General features: G+C 36.5%; 14 protein-coding genes. 3 read left to right on the top strand and 11 right to left on the bottom strand.

Annotated elements, in window-relative coordinates; all coding sequences use genetic code 11:
* Positions 1–24: 24 nt before the first annotated feature.
* The 11 genes from F7888_RS06855 to F7888_RS06805 form a co-directional block, all read right to left on the bottom strand.
* Entirely contained in the window at positions 25–3267 is a 3243-nt protein-coding gene (locus F7888_RS06855) for a rhamnogalacturonan lyase family protein (protein ID WP_318246235.1), read from the bottom strand.
* Between the two features lie 343 nt (positions 3268–3610).
* Entirely contained in the window at positions 3611–5644 is a 2034-nt protein-coding gene (locus F7888_RS06850) for a glycosyl hydrolase 115 family protein (RefSeq protein WP_191778432.1), read from the bottom strand.
* Between the two features lie 24 nt (positions 5645–5668).
* Positions 5669–7663 (bottom strand): beta-galactosidase, encoded by a 1995-nt coding sequence (locus tag F7888_RS06845; protein WP_191778431.1) that lies wholly within the window; start codon positions 7661–7663, stop codon positions 5669–5671.
* 183 nt (positions 7664–7846) lie between these two features.
* Complete coding sequence (locus F7888_RS06840; RefSeq protein WP_191778430.1) at positions 7847–8956, bottom strand: rhamnogalacturonan acetylesterase; 1110 nt, start codon at positions 8954–8956, stop codon at positions 7847–7849.
* Between the two features lie 153 nt (positions 8957–9109).
* Positions 9110–10402, bottom strand: a complete 1293-nt coding sequence (locus tag F7888_RS06835; protein ID WP_191778429.1) for an ABC transporter substrate-binding protein — start codon at positions 10400–10402, stop codon at positions 9110–9112.
* A gap of 146 nt (positions 10403–10548) precedes the next feature.
* Positions 10549–11214 (bottom strand): YesL family protein, encoded by a 666-nt coding sequence (locus F7888_RS06830; protein ID WP_191778428.1) that lies wholly within the window; start codon positions 11212–11214, stop codon positions 10549–10551.
* 73 nt (positions 11215–11287) lie between these two features.
* Positions 11288–12136 (bottom strand): carbohydrate ABC transporter permease, encoded by an 849-nt coding sequence (locus F7888_RS06825; RefSeq protein ID WP_191778559.1) that lies wholly within the window; start codon positions 12134–12136, stop codon positions 11288–11290.
* 46 nt (positions 12137–12182) lie between these two features.
* On the bottom strand, positions 12183–13082 hold the full coding sequence (locus F7888_RS06820; RefSeq protein WP_191778427.1) for a carbohydrate ABC transporter permease: 900 nt from the start codon (positions 13080–13082) through the stop codon (positions 12183–12185).
* 91 nt (positions 13083–13173) lie between these two features.
* Positions 13174–14478, bottom strand: coding sequence for an ABC transporter substrate-binding protein (locus F7888_RS06815; protein WP_191778426.1), 1305 nt, complete (start codon positions 14476–14478; stop codon positions 13174–13176).
* Positions 14479–14661: 183 nt separating this feature from the next.
* Positions 14662–16203, bottom strand: coding sequence for a response regulator (locus F7888_RS22895; RefSeq protein ID WP_191778425.1), 1542 nt, complete (start codon positions 16201–16203; stop codon positions 14662–14664).
* Positions 16181–17968, bottom strand: a complete 1788-nt coding sequence (locus tag F7888_RS06805; RefSeq protein ID WP_225228634.1) for a cache domain-containing sensor histidine kinase — start codon at positions 17966–17968, stop codon at positions 16181–16183. Before F7888_RS06805 ends, F7888_RS22895 begins: the two co-directional genes overlap by 23 nt.
* Before the next feature lie 384 nt (positions 17969–18352).
* Here F7888_RS06805 and F7888_RS06800 point away from each other — a divergent pair, with 384 nt between their 5' ends.
* The 3 genes from F7888_RS06800 (at position 18353) to F7888_RS06790 (ending at position 22534) form a co-directional block, all read left to right on the top strand.
* Complete coding sequence (locus F7888_RS06800) at positions 18353–18655, top strand: hypothetical protein (protein WP_191778424.1); 303 nt, start codon at positions 18353–18355, stop codon at positions 18653–18655.
* A gap of 30 nt (positions 18656–18685) precedes the next feature.
* On the top strand, positions 18686–20155 hold the full coding sequence (locus F7888_RS06795) for a glycoside hydrolase family 1 protein (protein ID WP_191778423.1): 1470 nt from the start codon (positions 18686–18688) through the stop codon (positions 20153–20155).
* Positions 20156–20314: 159 nt separating this feature from the next.
* A complete protein-coding gene (locus tag F7888_RS06790; RefSeq protein ID WP_191778422.1) occupies positions 20315–22534 on the top strand; it encodes an EAL domain-containing protein in 2220 nt (739 codons plus the stop codon).
* The last annotated feature ends 6 nt before the right edge of the window (positions 22535–22540 follow it).

Raw genomic sequence — 22540 nt, 5'->3', positions numbered from 1 at the left:
ATTGTTCCCCACTTTCCTTATTTTTTAATGAATAACCTTAATCACGTCATTACCCGTAAAGGTGACACCATTATCGAGATAGCCTACGATTGAAGCTTCAATTTCTCCATTCATTTGATCAAATGCTTTGATTAAATCCTGTCGATTGAATTTCACCTTAAAGCTCGAAGTTTTTTCCTTTCCAGTAAGCTCTCCAAAAATGGATTGACCGTTTACAACTAATTTAACCGTATTTATATTACCAGTTACTTTAGCTGGTAATTCAACTGAAACAGTTACTGAATTCTGTCCACCATTACTCTTAAGATTTAGCGTTTTAGGTTGAATCGAAATAGAAGCGTTTTCCACTTTGCTTGTATAGATATTTGGATAAGGCGCTCCGTCCATATCATGTCCTAAGAAATACGATGGATGTGGTGGCTGATTATAGCCTACATTCTGCCAAGCAATCGCCACACGATACTGAGAGTCATGCATTAATGTTGGAATACGATGCTCAGTAACATCTGTTGTTGTATAGACACGTAATGCACTACTATCATTCAATCTCCAAATCGCTTCTTCTCTCCAGTCACCTAGAAGATCAGCTTGTAATGCTGGGTTACCCTTTGTCCAGTTGCTTGAAGTCACTTCAGTATCTGTAATTAAATTATCAAGACTATTTGTCTCATAATTCCATTTATCAATTTTCGCTGCACCTAATCCATATCTCGGACTGTCAACTGGTGCGGCTTCATCGAAATCATGGTCTAATAATTCACGAAGTAAATCACCATCCCACCAAATAGCAAAGTTTGATGTTGGAATATTGTCTCCGATTTTCTCACCTTGAGCTGTGTAGATTCCACCTGTACGTGAATTCCATGCTCCTCCAATTGCCCAGGCTTCAGCACCAGGGTAACGTGGGTCTACATCTGCAGCTAGACCTCTCCCAGTATCTGCACCTGTATGAATACCCCAAATGATTTCACCAGTTACTCCATCTCGGAATGAAAGGCCATATGGTGAATTACGATCTTCATGCACACCAAAAATCTCCAAACCAGGTCTAGAAGGATCTAAATCACTAACATGCTGTGCATCTCCATGTCCCCAGCCTGTTGTGTGTAAGCCTGTTCCATCATTATCAATCGCTGCAGCACCATAAATGATTTCATCTTTCCCATCACCATCTAAATCAGCAATACTCAAGCTATGGTTACCTTGTCCACTATAAGCTTCATTACCAGGCTTAGCGCTATCAAAGTCCCAAAGCTTTTCTAGTTCGCCATCTTTAAAGTTATAAGCTGTGACTACAGCCCTTGTATAATAACCTCTAGCCATAATAATGCTCGGTGTTTTCCCATCAAGATATGCCACACCTGCTAAGAAACGATCGACACGGTTTCCATAATCGTCGCCCCAATCACTGACTTTTCCTCGTGGTGGATAATAATCAGTTGTTGTAAGTGCTTTACCAGTTTCACCGTCAAAAACAGTCAAATATTCTGGACCACTTAGCACATAACCACCAGAGTTTCGATAATCTGCGTTCTTATCTCCGATGACCGTACCCTCACCATCAATTGTTCCATCAGCTGTTTTCAAGACAACCTCTGACTTCCCATCTCCATTGAAATCATAGACTAGAAATTGTGTATAGTGAGCTCCCGCACGGATGTTTTTCCCTAAATCCAATCTCCATAACAACTCACCATCTAGCTTATATGCATCGATAAACACATTACCAGTATGACCTGATTTAGAATTATCCTTTGAGTTAGAAGGATCCCATTTAAGAATGATTTCATATTCTCCATCACCATCTACATCACCAACGCTAGCATCATTGGCACTATACGTGTAGTCAACTCCATCAGGTGTTGTGCCACCTTCAGGCTTTTGGAGAGGTATATCAAAATACTGATTACTTAACACCGTTGTTTGGCTCTCTGTACCTTGCTCTTTTCCATTCAAAATTTCTCTCACTTCATATGTTGAATTGACAGTTCCTTTTGAATCAACAAAATTCGTACTTGTCGTGATTGGCTTATCATTCACTTTTTTCCCATCACGATATAAATTGAAGGCAATGTTGTCTGGATCTGTTCCAAGTAAACGCCAGCTTAAATAGACACCTTCATCTACCTTTACAGCTACAAGGTCACGCGACAGTTCTTCCATTTGACGAACCATCACATTAGCAATAGGTGATTTAAGAGACTGAGACTGCTCTGAGAATCCCCCTAAATTAACGGCACTCACTTTATAATAATAATTCGTTGTTGTTTGAACAGAATCTATATAAGATGGTTCCGTTGTCGTATTAATCAACGAATAAATTCCTTCTTTCGCTGTTGAACGATATACATAATAAATGACAGCATCTTTAATTGGGCTCCATGACAGTGATACTGAATCACTTGTTGCCTTTTTAAGAGTTAACCCAGTAGGTTCACTAGGAATTTTTGTATTTTGATCAAATACATTAACAGTAATCTCCCCACTTGGAGTGGACTCGATGTCTTCACTATTAATTTGAGTCACTGAATAATGATATGTAAAACCAAGTTGCGCTGTTGTATCTGTAAAACTAGCTGATTCTGTATTGCCAATTTTCAAAGCTTTCGTTTCACCTTCAAGTTTCCGATAAACATGATACCCTTTCGCACCAGCTACCTCATCCCATTTAAGTGAAACAGCTGATTCTACTCCAAGCTTAGTATCAGATACATCTAATCCCTCCGGAGCAACCATTGGAATCAGTTCAAGTGAATTGATTCGTCCATTATCACCAATCGCTACGTTTAGCTGTCCATCTGTAACCGTAACACTAGGAGATAATTCAGCAAAGCTCCCTGCACTAGAAGAGATCGAACCATATGATGTCCCTTCAATCGTAAAGCTTGTCCGATTAAATGCATCTGCGTCACCGGCTTGAATCTTAACTAAGTAGTCTCCATTTGGAACATCTACTTTAAATTCTTGTCCCGCTGCCAGCACAAAATCTCTTAACAGCTCGTCTGGTTTCCCACGGTCACGAAAGTCTACTCTTGCACTTAATCCATAGCCTTTTTCAGAACTATAAACAAGTGTATTGGCTACCTGTTGATACCCTTGTGCTACCGGACTTGTCTCTGATCCAAAATCAAATTTCAAATTCTTCGTTTCTGTATTCTCCTGCGCTGTAGCAGTTGTTGTAGCAAATGGTGCAATTCCTGAGAACATGGAAGTTAACATGACTGTACTAGTTAAGATTGATAATCTTTTGGTCAAACCTTTCCTCACTACAAATTCCTCCCTAATGTTAATCGCATTTTTTGACTACTAAGAATCTACGAATTTCTTACTTTCACCTCCCTCTCACATTTGTAACCCCTTACATTTCGTTGGATTCTAAGATGACAATCGATATCAGTTTAATGGGAATTGTAAGCTAATAACATGTAAAAAACAGATATTTTCATATAAAAAACAGTGATACTTCGATACACGAAACTATATACCCAATCCAAAAATCCTATAAAATAGAAATAATTCCCAACTACAGATAACAAAGGCTCACCATACTTTTTTTCAATAAAAAACGACTCTCTTCAAATTAGAAGAAAATCGTTTCCTTTTTTTCTATTTATTTCTCTAACAATCTATTAATCAACTCATCATCAGTCAGCTGCTTCGTCTTATTCGTTAATAACATGACTGTTTTTTCTCGTTCACTCGTAAGATATTGTTTTTCCCAGGTGTAAAATGATGGACTGTCACCTATTATTCGAATATATCTTCTTAATGTTTCAAGTGAATAATAGGTTAATGAAATATTGGTTAAACAATCATTATCATGAAAACCCTTCCATTTTGTAATTGTTGGGTTTTCCATCATAGCTAATGTCTCATCAATTTCTTTCATTGCCTCATTTACTAGCACAAAGGCCTCTAAATAATCATTAGCTTGAAACCTTTCAAATGCTTTTGAAAATGAATAAAGAGCTTTACAGCCGTTTTTATGAATCTGTACCTGAAGTAGAAACTGGTCGTGGATTCGTTTTTGTTCAATATCCTCACAAGTCCCGACTAAGCTTTTCCCATGCTCTAATAAGGTTTCCCACTGAGATACTTTACCTTCCACCTTCTGCTGAAACCATTTAAATTGTTCATTTAAGTTCAACTGTCCAGTTGCCCAAAATAAATCTTTTGCAGGCTCTACTCCCTTTGAAGCAATCCATTGATGAGCTAATTTACGAACTGCAAAATGATAGAATTGTTCTCCCGCTCTTTCATCTTCACATCCACCATACTGAATTATCGCCTCTAAATACTTATTTAAATACTCACTCATTTGTTGAGAATATGATGGATAGTAACGGGAAACATATTCTTTTTGAAATTGCTTTGAATCCGTATTTCCATTACTCCATAGCTTGCTAACAAAATCCAAATAGTAGAGATGTGGTCTTACATTCCCACAGTTAACTATTAGGAATTCACTCATGTTATGCTCAAACGCTTCCTTCAGCTCTTCTTCAACAAAACTCGTTGTATTAGGTAGCATCGTCAAATGATTAGATGCTTGTAGATCGTAAAACGTCACATGATAGTAGATTCCGTGTGGCCCTTTATCTGAAGTAGATGCAAGAGAAGGTACTCTTGGATTGTGGTCTCCTTGTCTTCTTGTGACCATCTTACCGTACCCACTATCAGCCCATATTTTAATGACTCCCTCAGGTAATTCTAGTAGCCCCTTCTTGTACAGTTCTGTGATTTCTCCATAGAGATTCACACAGCAGATGGGATCATCTTGATAGCTTGCGATCAATTCATACTGATCCCTCATGATTTCTGAGATCAATGCTCCGCGTTTTTCATCTGTGTCAAAAGTTGGGTCATCGATCCAAAACGGACGATCTCCCTGACCTCTAAAACCGATATTCCATATAACCTTTGCATCCTTCTGTTCAAGAATCGCTTCCTTCCACAATTGTTGGAACAATTCCTTGTGTTCAATATATGAAGCCTTTTTATCTGGATAGATTCTTGAGAACATTTGAGCACCAAGTGGCTCGGCATGATGATGTGTTACCCATAATCCCATTTGGATGGCAATGTTTTTATAGACTGGGTTTTCAATGTCCGTTCCAGGTATCACCATATTTCCATGACATCTTAATAATGACTCAAAAACCATTTCCCATACGTTGCTGTTTGAATTCTGATATTTCCAGGTTGAAATAAGTACCTCATCATTGATAAACCAGCCTCTAAATCTCACTTTCGCTTCCGTAGAAAGATAGGGAATAGGTCTAATGCTGACGGTTGATTTTTCCTCGGGCTCAAGATCATTCCAAAACCAGAATTTATCAACACCGAGAAACTGTTCACTGACATGAAGAATACCATAAATCATTCCTAATTCATCAGATGCAGATACTTTCATTTCAGTTAAATCATCCGCAAAGCTTATTTCATATTGTTCTTCTTTCAAACGTTTCTCATTTTCATGAAGGACGAACAATATTGTATTTTTATCGGTGTCATTTGCTTGCTGTAATACCTTATTTTTGTCTCTAGTTAATACATTTAAAAAGTGTGAAACTCCCTTCAGTTCAGGTCCTTGGTAGTCCAATCTCGTATCCTTGCTAAAAATAAAGTATTTACTAGGATTCATTAGTTTGTATCCTTTCTATTTTTTCTATAAGTTCTTTTGAAATCGAACGATTTTATGCTCAAATGGCCCAATTTCGATTATACCTTTTGAAAGGTTTGCACCAGTTAGTGCATCAGTCCCTGTAGTTGGCAGAGTGACGCTTCCACCTTTTCCATCCATGTTGATCATTACCCATACGTCTTCTTCATCATTATGTCTTGGAGCAACAATCGTTCCTTTAGTTACGTCCGTATGTAACTGGACGTTAGCCTCTTGTGCGTAATGATTCAACAATTCACTTACTAACAGGTCACCAGCCTCACCTTCTGGAAGGGAGCCTAACATCACAATTTTCCCTTGTCCTCTCTTATGTTCAGTAATAAATGCATCCCCAATCGAAATTCCTTCTTTAATAACCCCTACTGCTTTTGCTTCCTTCGGATTGAACACGGCACTCCATAAGCTTAAAGGTGCTTCTGTGTTCATAAATTCTCCGACAGACTCGGTCCCATCCATTGGATAAGTGTATAGTGTTTCAACACCTGCAATCTCTTCTATTGCGCCAAGTGCTGCATCAGTATGAATCGTATGATTCTCTGTTCGGCCTCCAGTTAGAGGACCCACCACCCATACTCCTCCATCTTCAACAAATGCTGTTGCCATGTCTAAATATTCACTTGATACATGATGTAGGAATGGTGTAAACAATAATTTATAGCCTTCTAGATTACTATGTTCAGGAATAAGATCACGATGATAACCGTTTGAAAGAACTCTCTCATAGAAGTTAATCATTAATGAACGATAGTCTAGACCTCTATGTGGCTCTGTTATAAAAAAGGCTCTAGAAATATCTGAATAAGTAATCGCTACCTCTGCTTGAGCTGGTCTTGTCGACAACATGATTGACTCAATTTCTTTACGTGCTGCCTCTACTTCCTGCACATTTTCAAAGCCTATTGTCGGTTTACCCCAAGCACTAATGACAGAGCCATGTGGTTGTTCACACCCTGATCGTTGTTGTCTCCAGAGCCAATAACAAAATGCTTCTGCACCCAATGCATAGGCAGCAACGGCTTCTGCTTTGAGATATCCATTTGGATGTGGAGCAGAATGACTCTCAAGTGATGCCGCGTGTGACGGACTTGTTTCCATAATCCAATAGTCTCGATCTTTTTTCAGATTTCTCCATAAATCGTTATTGAATAAGTAAGAAGCAAAATTACTCTTTTCTGCATACGTATCAAATGATGCGAAATCTAAATTCTCAAAGATTCTTTCATTATCAACGTGAAAGAATGTCGTGCTGTTATGTGTAATAGGAGCCGAAGAATACTTTCGAATAATCGCTGCTTGCTCATCAGCAAATTCTGCAATCTTCTCAAATGAAAAGAGCTGATACATTGTTCTTAATGATGAGTTATGCAGAAATGGTGCTTTCTTTGGTTGTGGTATCTGATCAAATCGATGATAGTATTGACTCCAGATATCAGTTCCCCATGCTTCATTTAACTGATCAATCGTTCCATATTTCTCTTCTAACCATTGATGCCAAAGTGATTTACATGTTTCACAATAGCACTCACTTACATGGCATTTAAATTCGTTATCCAGTTGCCATGCAATCACTTCTGGGAAGTGACCAACAGCTTTTGCTATTTCCTCGGTAATAATTGCCGATTTTTCTCGAAAAACAGGGTTATTTGTACAAATCTGCTGTCTAGATCCATGGACCATGACATTTCCCTCTTGATCTACGTGCATACGTTCAGGGTGATTATGTGTTAACCAAATGGGTGGAGTCGGAGTTGGAGTACACATCACTGTTTCAATTCCATGTTCATTTAACCTTTTAATCATATTTGCAAAGAACGTAAGGTCGATGTTCCCTTCTTCCTTTTCCATCGTTGACCATGCAAACTCACCTATTCTGGCTACATTAATTCCTGCTTCAAGCATAAGCTTGATATCTTGTTCGATTGCTTCTTCCGTCCAAAGCTCAGGATAGTATGCTGCACCATGATATAATTTTTTTGTCATTATTATTCACCTATCTTTTCTGTTTTTAAAGTTAATATTTTTATATATACCCACAGCCTGAATACACACTCCGCGTCCTGTGGGGCAACACACATCCCACGGGAGTCTCCGTGTATTCAAGCTGCTATTCAGGCCTTCTCCAAATGTTATAAACGATAAACTAAACTCGTTTACCTCTTAGCCTTATAATCTCAAACATAGATTCAAAGAATGTAGCTCGAATTTCTTTAGTTCTTCTACTACTAATTTAGCAATAAGATTCGCTCCGAATTCTTGAAAGTGAGTGTTATCATATACACCATTTGGAAAGTTTAGAAACTCTCCAGGGACACCCCACATGAAGAGTGATTTTGACCTTTCCGGTCCTAGTTCTTCATAAAGAGTCTTCGTCTTTTCAGCTAAATCAACTAGCAAGACTCCTTCTTCTGCTGCTAGCTCCTTCATGGCTACAAGATAATCTCCATGACTATCGATTATTTTTCCTTCCACATCGAAATTTCGACGATGGACCGATGTGAAAAGAATTGGAGTCGCCATTCGTTTTCGAGCTTCATCAATATAAACCATTAGGTATTCCTTATAGGTTGTCAAAGCATCTGTATGGCGAGCTAGATCAGGCTTTTGATCATTATGTCCAAACTGGATGAACAAGAAATCTCCAGACTTCATCTCGTGAAGGATTGGATCTAATCTCCCTTCCTCAATAAAGCTTTTAGAGCTTCTTCCTGAATAAGCATGATTACAAACGACGCCATCTGCTTTAATGAATTGAGGGAGACATTGCCCCCACCCTGCATATGGATATCCTTCTATCGGTTGATCAGCAACTGTCGAATCACCAGCTAGAAAAAGTGAAACTGCTTCAGGCGCTGGTTTGATTTCGATTGCATTGATACGAGGTGCACCACCAAAGAAGGTAAGCTTTATCTGCCCCTCATTAACCCGGACGGTAAAACTATCATGTACAAAATGATTTGGATACGTATTCAATTCTTGAATCATCACTTGACTATCATTGAATTTAATTGTTGTATTAGTTTCTAAGATGGCATCACCTACTGTAACAGTAATGGTATACAATCCATTAGGTATATCCACAATAAATGTGTTTCCAAGCGGAATACAAAAATCACTTACAAGCGGCTTTGGTGTTCTGCGATCAACCATACACATTTTGTCCGCATGAATAAAACCAAAACCAGTCTCTTTTTGATAGACACTACTCTCTGATACTTTCGTATAACCTGGGTAAGCATCTGCCAGTCCAAAATCAAATAAATAGTTCTTTGACATCCCTTTTCCTCCTTTGGGATATAAAGGAAAAACCACGATCATTTTTCGTGGTTTTTTTAATCTTTTCATCTACCTAAAGCGCATTTCAAAAATTCTTTTCACAACAAGATCAATCAAATTTAAGTGTCGGCATCGTTTGCCTGCCTTCTTGATTTATCTGTTTTTCAATATCTCTTCAGCCTGCTCCCGAAACATTTTAGCTCCCTCTTCAGGCGTAATTTTCTTAAATAAGATTTGGTTAGAAATTTCTTTAAGTACTTCCATCACATGTGAACTTCCTTCAGGATCAGGTGGATATGTTTCATTTGTCATCTTAGATGCTCGATTCACATAATCCAACATCTTAACTTCACCTTCTGTAAGTACAGATTTCATTTCTTCTGATACTTTTGAAGAAACGGGTACTCCGCGCTCAGCCTTCATTATTTTGTTTGCTTCGACATTGTTAACAAAAAAATCAATGAATTTCGCTGCCTCTTCCTTCACCTTAGAGCTTTTTGGAATTGAAAATAGCATACTAGGCTTTAGAAATAACGCTTCATTGTTAAGATGCTCTGGTGGTAAATGAAGTGTTAACGGTGCATCTGTAAGCTGATCAAATCCAGCATACTGATTTGAATAATTCCATGTTAATGCTGATGTTCCTTGAACAATAAAATCGTATTCCATCCCTCTTACTACCTCTGATTCATCAGGAGTCGGGATTGCTCCTCCATCAATCATTTTTAGCTGTCTGTTAAAGTAATCAATAAATAATTGATCATCTGAATAGGCAAGTCCTGTTCCCTCATCATTATAAAACTGCTCACCTTTTGTTCTTAAATAATATGGAAAAAAAACATCTGGTGGATTCATTGCATTTGACCCATAGACGCCAGTCTTCCGTTTAATTTCTAGTGTTAAGTGTTCCATTTCATCCCATGACCACTCATCTTCATCTATGGCTACTCCTGCTTGATTTAGCAGGTGGTCATTTGAGATAACTGATAAAACATTAATTCCAATCGTAAATCCGAATAGCTTGTCTTTGATTTTCCCACTTGAAATGACACTTTTTTCAATCGCAGAAGTATCGATAATTCCTTCTTCAATATAGGGTGTTAAATCTTCTAGCATACCCTTCTCACCATATTCAGCCAAATACGCAAGATCCATTTGGATGACGTCTGGAAGTTGATTTCCCGCAGCCATTGGAGCTAAGTTTTTCCAATAATCACTCCAATCGGCAAATACAGGTTCAATATTTATATTTGGATGCTCTTGTTCATACAGTTCAATCATCCTTGTTGTGTACTCATGTCTCGGTTGACTTCCCCACCATGAAACCTTAATTGTGATCGGTTCATCATCTTGTTCGTTCTGTGATGATCTACCATCACTACAAGCTGTAGTGAGCAATAGAATCAACGTGAGGAAAAAAGGCAAATGTTTTATCACGAAGACCATCCTTTTGTAAATGTTAACTAATGTTAGTTTATTAGATGTTATCCTCTATCTAAATTGAATTTTTAGAGAACATTGTATAAAAAACAGGGGGTTATCCTTTTAGTTAATTGTAAACATTTACAATGATAAGGTCTACTTCCTATTAATTAACTTAATAGGTTTTGTTTCTCTAGCTCTTTTGCCATCGCCTTTTCATATTTACGGTTAACATGCTCAAATGCGTTCATTGCTGGTTTCATCATCATTAATGCAAACACATTTCCACTACATATGATAAGAAGCGGCGGGGCAAATGATAATAGAATCATAAATCCAATCCCACAAACAAGGATCATTAATGTTGATAGAGGCCTCATTACCATAACAACAAATGAGTTTTTAAGAACATCTCTTATGCTCATTTCATAATGAACATACATTGGAAAGACATAAAACAATGTACAAATAAAAAGAATCAAAATGAGAAGAAAAGGAACGAATAAGAAACTTTGCACTTCAGGTGAAGCTTGCCTTAGAAAAAGAAAATCAATGAAGACAACAAGTCCTACGGATGAAATAACGCCTCCAAGCAAATTACTTTTCTTAAATTCCTTTTTGTAAGAGTTCCAAAACACTTTTGTAACGGAAGCCTCAAAATCTCCCATTGCCCACTTTCTTACTACTGAAAACATTGCAACAGTAGCTGGATAGAAACCAAGTACAATGAGACCAAGGAATGTGAAGAAGATCCATAGTATATTAAGCAGTGCCAATCTTGAAATCCATTCCAGAACATTATTTACAGCACCCATAAATCCATGTGTTTCCACCATAATTACTCATTCCCTTTTTTATAGATTCAATCATTCATACATTGCTGGATTTAGAGGGCTAGCTTTAGAAAGCTTAACCCTTTAATCCACTTGTGCTAATTCCTTCAACAACATGTCTTTGGAATAAGAAGAAGATTACAAATACTGGTACTAGAGAAACAATTGACATGGCAAACATTGCACCCCAGTTTGAAACTGTTTCATTACTTAAGAACATATTTAATGCCATTGATACTGTGTATTTATCAGGACTATTCAAGTATAGAACTGGTCCTAATAGGTTATCCCAAGTCCAATAGAATGAGAAGATCGCTGCAGTTGCTAATGCTGGTTTAATTAACGGTAAAATAATCTTATAGAAGATTTTAAATGGTCCACAACCGTCAATTGTTGCAGCTTCGTCCAATTCTCTTGGAATTGATTTAATAAATTGTACGAGTAAGAAGATGAAGAACGGATGTCCGAAATACGCTGGAACTGCAATCGGTTTTATCGAGTCTAACCATCCAAGCTTCGCAAAAATGATGTATTGAGGAATCATAACAACCTCATATGGTAACATTAGCGTTACCATCATTAATGCAAACCAAAATCCTTTTCCAAAGAATGATAGTCTTGCAAATCCATATGCAATGAAAGCTGAGGAAATCACTTGACCTACCATGGTAAAAATTACTAGAATCACCGTATTCTTAATAAATACGCCAAACGTGTTTCCACCAATTCCTTCCCAACCTTTGAAATAGTTTTCGATAATCCAAGGATCTGGAATCAATGATTTTGCAGTTACGAAAATCGTATCACTTGGTTTAAATGAACTCATTAATAACCAAATTACTGGATAAAGCATAAGAACTGCAAACGTACCAACTAACAAATGGTAGATCCACCATTTTGGTGACTTAACATTTGGAGCTCTCATTCCTTTTAGTTTTGCAAATGGTTTTACATTTTGTTCGGTTTGCATATTATTTCCCCCCTTCAGATTCATAATGAACCCAGAACTTCGATGAGAAGAAGATGATTGCGGTTAGAATTCCAACGATAATTAGCATGATCCAAGCCATTGCTGACGCATATCCCATATTGAAGAATTCAAAACCTTGAATGAATAGGTATAGTGAGTAAAGAAGTGTTCCGTCTAATGGACCACCTGTTCCTTTTGAAATAATGAATGCTGGAACAAAGGTCATAAATGCAGCAATTGTTTGCATGATTGTGTTGAATAAGATAACTGGAGTTAACATTGGTAGAGTAATCTTTGTTAACTTTTGGAAATAATTCGCTCCATCCACACTCGCTGCTTCGTAATACGTAACTGGAATGCTTTTCAGACCAGCTAAGAAAATTAACATGGATGAACCAAACTGCCAAACTGATAGGAAGATAAGCATCCAAAGTGCTGCAGTAGGATCTCCAAACCAGCGAACATCTGGAATACCTAAGAATCCTAGTAATAGATTGATAATCCCTTCATCTCCGAAGATGTTACGCCACATGATTGCGACTGCAACACTTCCTCCAATTAAAGAAGGTAAATAGAATAATGAACGATAAAGTCCAACAGCTCTTGACGCTGTATTTAGTATCATTGCGACCATAAGTGCGAATGCAAGTCTCATTGGAACTCCGGCAAATACATAAATGAGAGTAACTTTTAGAGATTGCCAGTATCTTGGATCAGCTGTGAACATTTTCTTGTAGTTTTCTAATCCTATCCATGTCGGATCTCCGAATAGGTTATATTTTGTAAATGAAAAATATAAGGAAGCTAGGATTGGGATTAAGGTAAATGCCAGAAATCCAATGATAAAAGGACTTATGAATAAATAGCCTGTTAAATTTTGCTTGGTAGCACGTGAATTCATACGATCATTTCCTTTCTAGGCTAAATTACATCCTATGATAAAGGATGATAGCTGACCAACCTTTGATCAGCTATCAGTCCCCTTTTTGTTATTATTTATTCTGAGCTAGAATACTTTCTGCTTGTTGTCTAAATTGAACTGCAGCATCTTCTACTGAAAGCTGACCATAGTTCATTTGTTCAGAGAAGCGATCAAGTGACTCAATAATTTCACCCGCTCCGATTGGATCTGGACCATCGAAGTTTGAACTGTTTTGTTCAGCCCATTCAACGCTTTCAAACACTTGAACTTGTTCAGGTGAAAGAACTGGCTTAAGCGCTTCCTTCACAGCAGAAGAACCAGGAATACCACGATCTCCTAAAACTAATTTGTTTGCTTCTTCATTGTTTACAAAGAAATCAATGAATTTAGCAGCTTCTTCTTTGTGCTTTGAGTTATTAGCAACTGACCAGAACATACCAGGCTTTAGATATAAACCATCAGCTGTGTTCGGCCCAGGCATATTATGAATTTTTAGTGGTCTGTTTGCTACTTGTTGTAAACCAACGAACTGATTAGACCATTGCCAAATACCGATTGCATTTTCTTTAACTACAGGATCATCTTCAATTCCTTTTACTTGTGCTAAGTAGTCAGGAGTTGGAACTGCACCTTCTTTAACTAAATCAGAAAGCATTCCGAAGAAGTCAATAAATAGTTGGTCGTCATCATAACCTAATCCAGTGCCATCAGCGTTATAAAGAGTTTTACCTTGTGTTCTTAGATAGTAATTGAAGAATACATCAGCTTTCATACCAGTATCTGCAAAGATTCCAGCATCTTTTGCTTTTAGTGCCATCTCTTTGTAGTCATCCCAAGTCCAGTTTTCATCTAGAGCGTCGATTCCAACGCTTTTTAAGATTGCTTCATCATAGTGAAAACCAACTACGTTAACTCCAGTGTTAAATCCGTATAATTGATCACCGATTTTTCCACCATCGATGTAGTTATCAGTGAAGTTTGTTACATCAATTTGGTTCCCAATATAAGGAGTTAGATCTGTTAATTGCCCATTCTCTGCATATTGAGAGAAGTATGATAAGTCCATTTGGATGATATCAGGCAATTGTGATGCTGAAGCTTGAGGTGCTAACTTCTTCCAGTAGTCATCCCAGCTAGCATATTCAGCTTGAATTTTTACACCAGGGTTTTCTTTTTCGTACATTTCAATAACCTTTAGTGTGTAATCATGTCTAGGCTCTGATCCCCACCAAGCAATACGAAGTTTAACTTCTTCTGTCTTTCCATCGCCTGAACCACTTCCTGAATCAGAAGGTTCACTTGAAGTACCACTATTACATGCTGCTAAAGTGAATACCAATAAAACTGATAAAAACAACATTAACCATTTTTTCATTCTTATTTCCCCCTTTTTTCTTTTTTGTCAGCGTTTACATTTCTTATTTTATAGGCTTTTGTATTCTTTTAACATGTAAAAAACAGAGTACACTGTTTAAAAATCAGTGAACTCTTTCTCCTAAAATTTATATTTAGTAAATACAAAAAAACTCATTATCTATTTTAAGATAATGAGCCAGAGTTAGTTTGCTTTTTTGTAATCAGTTGGAGAATATCCAGTTAGCTTTTTAAATACTTGACTAAAGTATTGCGGGTTATCGCCAAACCCGATCATCTCTGCTATTTCAAAAACTTTAACCTCTTCCATCTGATGAATTTGCTCTATCGCTTTATTCACTCTCATTTGGGTCACATAGCTAGAAAACTTCTGGCCCATCTCCTGCTTAAAGAGTTTCCCTAAATAATCAGCATTCATATAGACCTTATTAGCTACCCATTTAAGTGAAAGATCAGTATTTGCGACATTTTGCTCAACAAGATCAATGATTTTTTGAATGATCACAGAATGGTTAGACTTATGTCTGTCATAATGTACCTGAGTTATCTCCTTTGCAGCAGAAAGAAAGAACTCTTCCATTTGTTGTATCGTATCCATTTCAATCAGCTTCGACATTTTATCAATATAACTCTGAATTTTAATAGAGTCAGAGTTTTGAATGATGGCAAGAAATACTTGCATCACATGAGCACGAACTACATTAATCGGGAATCTTCTCTCAGTTAGATCATGAAAGAAGCACGTAATCTCAGCTTCTACTTTTTCTAGATTGCCTGACTTAATAAACATGCTCAAGCTTTGACCATCATACTCGTAATTGTTGACCATATATTGATCTTTATGGATATCATTTTTCGTAATAATACTTCCTTCACCTAAATAAAAGCGATGATTCAAACATTCTAGAGCTTCTAAATAAAGGTTTCTCACTCTCGCAATACAATCATATTCACTGATTGCCACAGTCATATCCATTCTGTATATCTCGTAAAAATGATCTCTTAATTGCTCAATCTTCAATTGAAGATGATTAAATTCCTGTTCATTTACAAGGAACAAGACATTATCGCCTATACTTGTTGATAGAATCGATTTAGAGAATAAATCCTCTCCGAGATTTTCAATCACAAACATATGCTCATAATGAAATTCCCCTTCGATTCGAAACATAATAAGACGAATATATTCTTCTTGGAAATTCATTCTTAGAAGTTTTTCATAGAAATAGATGCCTCTATTATTCTCTTGCTTGCTTGAAATAAATTCTTTTAACAATTGCTTTTTGACTAATGGCTGTACTTGATCAAGTCGGCTCTTCGTTTCAATTAGAAATTCTGCTCGTTTTGCATCACGATTTAAATCTTCAATAACCTTCGATAGCGCATCTGCAATACTTTTCTCATTACATGGCTTAAGTAAGTAATGTTGCACTCCAAAAGCCATCGCTTGCTTCGCATAATTAAAATCATTAAAGCCTGACAAAATGATAAATTTGATAGAAGGAAATTCCTTTGACATCATCTCAACTAGTTCAAGACCATTCATTCCTGGCATTTTTATATCACAAATCACTATATCTGGTTGTTCTCTTCTTATAAATTCACAGCCTTCTATTCCATTTCTAGCTTTTCCTATCAGCTTAGTCCCCAAATCCTCCCACTTAATGATTTGTGATATTCCTTCTAAAATTATTCTTTCATCATCAACCAATAATACTTTGTACATGATCCCACCTCTTCTGATATGGAATAATTATACTTACCTTTGTTCCTTTGTTAAGTTCGCTATCAATCGATAATCCATATTCTGGTCCGAATACAAATTTGATTCTTGAATCAATATTACGTAAACCAATGCCAGTTCCTCTTGTTTTCATTTTACCAGTTCGTACCAATCCAAGATGCTCTTCGTCCATTCCTGGACCATTATCTTCAACATTGAGATGAAGATGGTCTCCCACTCTTATCAATGAAACTTGAATCTTACATTCCTCAATCATCGTTTCTAACCCATAATTAATCGCATTTTCAACAAGTGGTTGAATGACCAATTTCGGTAAGACACAGTCCTTAACGTCTTCATCTACATTTAACGAAAAATCAAGTCGCTCTTCAAAACGGAATTTCTGAATGGTTACATAATGCTCAACCATCTTCACCTCTTCTTGAACTGTGATGACATCTTCTTTGATACTTATCGCATTTCTGAGTAAAAAACCAAGAGATTCCACCATTTGCGATATTTGCTGTTGATTATTCAACTTTGCTAACCAATTAATCGATTCCAGAGAATTATAGAGAAAGTGTGGATTAATTTGAGACTGCAACGCCTTAAATTCTGTATCCTTTATTAATAATTGTTTTTCGTAATTTTCTTTAATCAGTTCATTAATATGCTCAATCATGTGAAAGAAATTACGATGTAAGATCCCTACCTCATCATCTGATTGAGATGGTGTGAATGTATCATTGACCTTAAAGTCGCCTTTTTGAACAAATTTCATCGCTGAGACTAAATTCTCAATTGGATTTGTAATTCTTTTTGAAAACCTAATGACTAATAAGATAGATGAAATCATAATGGTTATAAATAAAATGATTACCATATACTTTATTGCAGTTACCTTTGCAAACATGGAGCCAAATGGAACAATTCCCCAATATGTCCAATCCATATAAGGAGATTTAGAATAGGTGATAAAGTGACTGCGCCCTAAAAGGTTTTGTATACTGTAACCTTGTGAATCACTTGCTGAAAGTTGAAGTCTATTTGGGTTAATGGTCGGATCTTCCACGAAAAAGAAATCGTCCCCTTTAGAAATGGCAATAAACCCTTCACCTTCCCATTTCGTAGAAAGCTCCTTTACAATCTCATGTAATCTTACTTCCACAATTAACGTTCCAAGATGCTCGAACTTTAACCTCTTATACGATCTAATTTCCCTCGTAGAAAAAATAGAGTTATTGGAGCTTTTTAGGGACATCCAAATATTGCTTCCATTCTCGTACTCTGCTGCATTTATAAGCTGCATCTTTGATTCATATAAATGTTTAGAGGGGGATCTACCAGCTCTAAATTCTTTCCCATTTCGATCGAATAGATGGATTGATTGAATATACTTCTCTGATCCAATATAACTAGTAAGCTTCTCCCAAATTTCTTGTTCAATTCGGTACTTATCATACTTTGTCAAACTCTCACTAGATTCAATTAAAGCATTTTGGATGACAGTATCAGTCGCTACCCTGTAAGTAACATCCTCTATATTCTTAAGTTCATCTTCTATTCGATTTGAAGACATTATTAGTACTTGTGATGATTTGCCATATATTTGTTCATCATAAGTGTTAAATGCAACTTGAAAGCCAATGATGATAAAAAATAGACAAACAAGTAACAGGATCAAAATAAATAAGATCAGCTTATATTTAATTTTTAAGTGTTTATATTCTGTTGGTTTTAACAATTTTAAGTTCTTCATCATTTTCATCAATTAGAACCCCAACCTTAGATTTTTACTACGACTATACAGGAAACGCTTTCATTTAAACCAAAAATATTGGTCATATACTTACGATTTAATACACCAGAGTTCAATTGTAAAGAATCAACTTCTGAATGATTAATCGCTCCTTACACAAATAGTATATAAACTATTAGATTATTAATCCATACTATCTATATTGACATAATTGCAAGATTTTTCAAGTTGTTTTTTAATATACTTAAATTTGGAAATGACAAACAGAGTACACTTACCAGTCTTATTGTCATTTGACATGATTTATTAGTCAGATTTACTGACAGAATGATTTATTATTATAGGATTTTCATTTACAATAATGAATAATTGGTTAGTGAAAGGACGAAGGCTATGATTAGTAAAGCTGATGTAATTGAAAGATTAAGTACTTTAATAGGAGAAGAATTAACGAGCGAGAAGCTCCACGAAGGCTTGTTCTGTGAAGATAAACATCAAAAGATACGACGACGTTTTCATTTTGGTACACATACTTATGTAACATATACGATACATCTAGAATCAGATCAGGAAAATGCTTCATTTGCAGCTATAACGATTCCTGGAAATCCAAATAGCTTCAGAGTGGGCCTTAAAGAGGTTGACGGGAAACTACTCATCAATTCAGCACCTAGAATTAATTATTCGTACCTCTAAACAACTAGTTCAAACAAAGGAGATTTACATATGAATCACTTCAACTTATCATTCCCAAAGGACTTTTTATGGGGTGGTGCAACTGCTGCAAATCAAATAGAAGGAGCTTATAACATAGGGGGAAAGGGGTTATCCGTTGATGACGTATTAGAACGCATTAACCCAAAAGACCGTGATAAAGGACTCCATCTTCCATTCCCTTCTTCTACTGATATAAAAGAAGCATTGGAAAATCAGGAGTCACGACATTTCCCTAAACGTTACGGAATTGATTTTTACCATCGTTATAAGGAAGATATCGCTTTATTTAAGGAGATGGGCTTTAAGACATTCCGAATTTCAATTGCTTGGACCCGTATTTTTCCAAATGGAATTGAAGCTGAGCCAAATGAAGCAGGACTGGCTTTTTATGATGATTTATTAGATGAATTGCTATATAATGATATTCAGCCGATTGTCACTTTGTCTCACTATGAAATGCCTCTCCATTTATCAATGGAATACGGTGGTTGGACAAATCGCAAAGTGATTGATTATTTTGTTCGTTATGCTGAAACGGTTTTAGATCGTTATAAGAAGAAAGTAAAGTATTGGATTACATTTAATGAAATTAATTCGATTTTGATGAGTCCGTTTATTAGTGGTGGGATCTTAAGTGATCAAGTAAAGGATGATCATGTTCTTCAGGCAACATACCAAGCCGCCCATCATCAATTTATAGCAAGTGCATTGGCTGTTGAAGCTTGTCACCGCCTCGTTCCTGATGGACAAATTGGATGTATGGTGCTTGGGATGATCAACTACCCAAATAGCCCACATCCAGAAGATGTGCTTGCAGCTTTTCAAGATCAACATAAAACCTTCTTCTTTACAGATGTTCAAGTTCGAGGTCATTATCCAGCCTATATGAATCGTTTCTTTGCTGAACATGGGGTTAGGATTGAAACACAGCCTGATGATGCAGCAATCCTGCAAAATAACCTTGTAGACTTTGTGTCACTTAGTTATTATATGTCAACGGTTGCAGCTAGACCTGAAACCGCTGGTGAGCAGGCAGCTGGAAACATTCTTACCAATATGAAGAATCCATACTTGAGTGCTTCAGATTGGGGTTGGCAAATCGACCCTGTTGGGCTCCGTACGCTTCTAAATATGTTCTATGAGCGCTATGAAAAGCCACTTTTCATTGTGGAAAATGGACTAGGTGCCTTTGACAAAGTAGAGGAAGATGGAAGGATCCATGACCAATACCGAATCAATTATCTAAAACAGCATATTGAACAAATGAAAGAAGCAATTGGAGATGGTGTTGAGTTACTAGGTTATACCTCATGGGGGCCAATTGATTTAGTAAGCTTCTCTACCTCTGAGATGTCTAAGCGCTATGGTTTTATCCATGTTGACTTAGACGATGAAGGGAACGGAACACTCAAAAGACGCCGTAAGGATAGCTTTTATTGGTATAAAAAAGTGATTGCAAGTAATGGAGAGAACTTATAAATATCATCTAATTTCATAAACTTCCATTCACGGGCCTCAACTTCATAAATAAAAGTTATTTTGATAATACTACATAGTAAGAATCTTGATTGTACTGTTTATTTAGACTGTTAGAAGGAAGCGTGAGAACCGTCCCTACGCTTCCTTGGAGGTGAAGAAATGTCTACTAGAGAGGAACCTTATTACATAACAGAATCAAAGCGATTGTGTGAGGCTAGTGGGATGGATCCAAATATCATTGCCAAGCCCAAAAGGTTTATGACCAAAGAAGAACTCCAGAGCAAACGGCAGGCATATAGTGAAATCTTGTCAGTTGTTAACTTCTTTTCTCATAAACTGCTTGATTCTTTGAAAGGGACACCTATATTGGTCGTAATCTCTGATGCGGAAGGCTATTTATTGGATATGGTCGGTGATGAATCAATTAAATCCACAATTGAGCAATTTGGCATAAAAGAAGGTAGTCTCTTTACTCAAGAAGATACTGGGACAAGCGTTGTAAGTCTGGCCCTTCAACAAAAGCATCCTATTACCTTAATTGGTGAAGATCACTATCATAGTTTTCTTTATGAGGTTGCTTGTTATGGTGCAGCATTTCATTATAAAGATGAAGACCATCTTCTTGGAAGTGTTTCGATTATGATGCCGATTCACTTTCAAAACCCTCTTTTTTTGGCAATGCTTTCGCAGAATGTCGATGTCATTGAACGTGAATTATTGCTACGGAAGCAAAATCGAAAGCTGAACATTATGAATCAAATTATGTTAAGCAGAACAAGAAATGGCATTGTTATTACGGATGAAAAAGGGATAACCACTGAGTTTAATGACTTTGCCCAAAAAATTTCAAATCACACTCGAGAAGATGTTATTGGAAGAAGTATTCTCGATTCAGACATTACAGGAGAATACTTCAAAAAGGTGATTGAGCACCAAGAACGATATGAGAATGTCGAGCTTATGTTCGAAAATTCCAATGGTAAACCAGTTGTTGTATTATTTGACGCTCAGCCTATTTATGAAGAGAACAAAATGGTTGGAGCTTTTGGACAATTCCGTGATATCACTGATAGATATTTAATTGAGGAGAAGTACAACTATTTAGCTTATCATGATGATCTTACTGGATTACCAAATAGAAGATTCATTCAAAAGGAAATCGAAGCTCTCATTGACAAGAAAGACCCTTCTCTTGCGATCATGTTTTTAGACTTAGATCGCTTCAAAGTCATTAATGATAACTTCGGCCATTCTAATGGTGACATTCTACTAAAAGAAGTAACGAGACGATTGAAAAGATGTTTAGGAAAAAACGATCAGCTTGCTAGAATGGGTGGAGACGAATTCATTTTTCTATTAAAAAATGTGAAGAGTGAAAAAGATGTCATTACAAAAGCTAGAAAAATATTAAATCAATTTACCAAGCCTTTTAATGTGAAATCAAATTATTTTCACACAACTGTCAGCATTGGTATTGCGATCTACCCTGATAAACCTATCTCATTAGAAGAATTTATGATTAATGCTGATAATGCGATGTATCAGGCCAAATCACAAGGGAAAAATCGATTCTTTATTTTCAAACCTGATATTCTTAGTCACCTGCGAGAAGAATCCAAGCTTGAGACTGAATTACGTAATGCCTTAGAAAATAATGAGCTTGTGATACATTATCAACCACAAATCTGTAATGAAACTGAAAGTCTTGTTGGATTAGAAGCTCTTATTAGATGGAATCATCCAACACTTGGGTTAATATACCCCGATAAATTTATACGCCTCGCTGAAGAAAGTGGTGTGATCACTGAAATTGGTGAGTGGATTATCAAAGAGGTTTGTATTCAAAATAAAAAGTGGCAAAAAGCAGGTATTGAACCTGTAAAAATTGCTGTGAATCTTTCTGCACAACAATTCTTGAAAGATAATTTAGTTTCATTTGTGCAAAGTGTGCTTGAAGAAACCGATCTTGATCCAACATATTTAGTCTTAGAAATAACCGAATCAATGGCTATGGATGTTAATTATGCCTTAAGGGTATTAGAGGAACTCAAGGCTATTGGAATTAGTATTAGTATGGATGATTTCGGGACAGGCTATAGCTCCTTAAGCTATTTGAAACAGTTTCCAATCGATTATTTAAAAATTGATCGTTCATTTGTGAAGGATATTTTAAAGGATGTTAACGACAAGAATATTGTAAAAGCAATCATTACATTAGCTCATAACCTACACCTTAAAGTAATTGCAGAAGGTGTTGAAACTGAAGAACAATTAACCTTTTTAAAAAATAATAATTGTGATTCCTTCCAAGGATATTTATTTTGTAAGCCAATACCTGTTGAACAACTGCAGGCATGTCAATTCTTTAAAGAGAGGTGAATTTAT

Source organism: Litchfieldia stipae (genome assembly GCF_014837155.1).
GTDB lineage: Bacteria > Bacillota > Bacilli > Bacillales > Bacillaceae_L > Litchfieldia.
The sequence above is the reverse complement of the archived record's forward strand: the minus strand, read 5'-3'. Positions and strand labels throughout refer to the sequence as shown.

Bases quoted from the DNA above. Each gene is read 5' to 3' on its own strand.
- F7888_RS06850 (WP_191778432.1), bottom strand. From the start codon at position 5,644: ATGAATCCTAGTAAATACTTTATTTTTAGCAAGGATACGAGATTGGAC.
- F7888_RS06845 (WP_191778431.1), bottom strand. From the start codon at position 7,663: ATGACAAAAAAATTATATCATGGTGCAGCATACTATCCTGAGCTTTGG.
- F7888_RS06840 (WP_191778430.1), bottom strand. From the start codon at position 8,956: ATGTCAAAGAACTATTTATTTGATTTTGGACTGGCAGATGCTTACCCA.
- F7888_RS06835 (WP_191778429.1), bottom strand. From the start codon at position 10,402: ATGGTCTTCGTGATAAAACATTTGCCTTTTTTCCTCACGTTGATTCTA.
- F7888_RS06830 (WP_191778428.1), bottom strand. From the start codon at position 11,214: ATGGTGGAAACACATGGATTTATGGGTGCTGTAAATAATGTTCTGGAA.
- F7888_RS06825 (WP_191778559.1), bottom strand. From the start codon at position 12,136: ATGAGAGCTCCAAATGTTAAGTCACCAAAATGGTGGATCTACCATTTG.
- F7888_RS06820 (WP_191778427.1), bottom strand. From the start codon at position 13,082: ATGAATTCACGTGCTACCAAGCAAAATTTAACAGGCTATTTATTCATA.
- F7888_RS06815 (WP_191778426.1), bottom strand. From the start codon at position 14,478: ATGAAAAAATGGTTAATGTTGTTTTTATCAGTTTTATTGGTATTCACT.
- F7888_RS22895 (WP_191778425.1), bottom strand. From the start codon at position 16,203: ATGTACAAAGTATTATTGGTTGATGATGAAAGAATAATTTTAGAAGGA.
- F7888_RS06805 (WP_225228634.1), bottom strand. From the start codon at position 17,968: ATGAAAATGATGAAGAACTTAAAATTGTTAAAACCAACAGAATATAAA.
- F7888_RS06800 (WP_191778424.1), top strand. From the start codon at position 18,353: ATGATTAGTAAAGCTGATGTAATTGAAAGATTAAGTACTTTAATAGGA.
- F7888_RS06795 (WP_191778423.1), top strand. From the start codon at position 18,686: ATGAATCACTTCAACTTATCATTCCCAAAGGACTTTTTATGGGGTGGT.
- F7888_RS06790 (WP_191778422.1), top strand. From the start codon at position 20,315: ATGTCTACTAGAGAGGAACCTTATTACATAACAGAATCAAAGCGATTG.